Raw genomic sequence first — 1,860 nt, 5'->3', positions numbered from 1 at the left:
AGGAGGGCAGCAAGATCGAGGTGTCGGGCGTCAGCTTCGCCAGCGAAAACGACCGCACCTGGGGCGGCATCGGCGGTGGCGGCACCTATAGCTGGGCCGACGGCAAATACGCGCTGCATGGCGAGGTTTCCGTCGACACCAGCCTCGAGAACTTCGCCGACAGCTACAAGCTCACCGGCAATCTCGGGATGAAGGTCAACTGGTGATGTCTTGAGGAGTGCAAATCTGCACGCCTCTCATTGTCGGAAACTCGGCTGAGGCTAACGATCGGGTAACGACTGCCTATGTCGGTTGGGACATGAAGAATGCAATACGGGATCGGCAATGGAGCGGGAAGCATATCGCGCCGTCTATCGTGATAATGTTCCGAGCCGTGGATGCGAGCAGTGCGGCAAGACTTTCGCGCCGCAACGTGAGAAGGCGGATACGCGGTACCGTTCACTGCGCTACTTCACCGACAGCCGCAAAGTCGACATAGAGGTTCGTCCCTGCCAGCAGTGCGGCGAGACGTCTATCGCCAACCGGGTCGATGCGCAGTATTGTAGCAAGGCGTGCAACCGCTTTGCATACCGCGTGGCGACAAACAGGATCACGCGGGTTTCTCCCCCCGTCCTGGATTTCATGCTTCGCCAGCAGGGCATTCGGGTAACCATGGAGGTGGCGGCTTAGCTGCCCCCAGAATTGGGGACACCCTCGGCGGCGCGGAGGCAAGAGGCAAATTTGCCCGTTGCCATCTGATCGCTGGTAATGTTTCCAGTGAGGAACTTCCCGCCGATCGGCGGCAGGACGCGGATCCGGCGATATCGAATTTCGACGGCGGCAATGCTGCGCTGCAGGCCGGCGACACGCTCAAACTGCAGGGAGCTAGTGTCGATGCCGGTGGCAACGCCGTGCTGGCCGGCCGCGATGTGACGTTGGAAACACGGAAGGTCGAGAATAACGGTTCGCAGAACGCGACAGGCGCGCGGATCAATACCGGCGGCGACCTCGGCATAAAGGCGGAGAACGATGTCACCGTCATCGGCAGTTCCGCCAAGGCCGGTGGCGCGCTCGACGTGACGGCCGAGAACGGCTCGGTCAGTATTGCCACCGCTGATGTGACCCGCAAGACGGATGACGGCTACTCGAAGGCCACGACGACGACGCAGCAGGCATCACAGCTTTCGTCGGGAACGAACAGATACGGAGTTTATGGAAACTTCGCGCCAGAACACACAAAGCCTCATCACGATTTGCCAGACGCAACCGTCTTCGGAATCCTGCCGATCCAAGATCAAGGAGTTACAGGAGTTCGCAGCGGGGCTTGAGCGCGAGTTCGAGACACATGCTGATCGCTATCTCGGAGCGGGTGGGTTCAGTCAGAAGCAGTCGATCTTCAATTTTGATCTGCTGCTGGCGCGCAGTTTCCAAGATGGAAGGGCCCCGGATGCCGCGATCAGGGATTTCCTGACCGATCTGGCCAAGAAGGAGGGGGCAATCGACTGCTTTCTCGATTCCCTCGGCATTGCAGGCGGCGTTGCCACATGCGCCTCAGGTGCGGGTACTCCCGCCTGCGTCGCGGGCATCATGGCCGCCATCGCCAGCGCCAATCATCTCTCGGGTGACATACAAAAGGCGGTTACGGGGCAGGAGGCAAAAACCGCCTTCGTCGCAACTCTGATGAGCCAAGGCTATACCGAAGAACAAGCTAAACAGTATCAGCATTACGTCGATATCGGTGTCATCGCCGTCACGCTAGTGGATTGACTCCGACGCTTCGCTCCCGCGAAACGTCGGCCCAACCACTAGATAACCTTTTGTTTGTGTTTGTTTCTTTTACACATTTGCGTCCAATTCCATCGGACTCAAATGTTAGAAACA

General features: G+C 58.7%; 4 protein-coding genes. All 4 read left to right on the top strand.

The window, feature by feature from the left end:
• Positions 1–206, top strand: a 206-nt coding sequence (locus tag C5748_RS27315; protein WP_146119650.1) for an autotransporter outer membrane beta-barrel domain-containing protein, incomplete at its 5' end; no start/stop codon positions are given.
• Between the two features lie 118 nt (positions 207–324).
• On the top strand, positions 325–669 hold the full coding sequence (locus C5748_RS28700; RefSeq protein WP_105746187.1) for a hypothetical protein: 345 nt from the start codon (positions 325–327) through the stop codon (positions 667–669).
• 221 nt (positions 670–890) lie between these two features.
• Positions 891–1,307 (top strand): hypothetical protein, encoded by a 417-nt coding sequence (locus C5748_RS29170; protein ID WP_245582017.1) that lies wholly within the window; start codon positions 891–893, stop codon positions 1,305–1,307.
• Positions 1,192–1,746 carry a hypothetical protein gene (locus C5748_RS27305; RefSeq protein WP_105746185.1) on the top strand — a complete coding sequence of 185 codons (555 nt, stop codon included), beginning with the start codon at positions 1,192–1,194 and terminating at the stop codon, positions 1,744–1,746. The genes C5748_RS29170 and C5748_RS27305 overlap by 116 nt, the downstream gene beginning before the upstream one ends.
• The last annotated feature ends 114 nt before the right edge of the window (positions 1,747–1,860 follow it).

Source organism: Phyllobacterium phragmitis (assembly GCF_002980495.1).
Classification (GTDB): Bacteria; Pseudomonadota; Alphaproteobacteria; order Rhizobiales; family Rhizobiaceae; genus Paramesorhizobium; species Paramesorhizobium phragmitis.
Note: the sequence above shows the minus strand (reverse complement) of the source record. Positions and strands in the feature narration are given on the sequence as shown.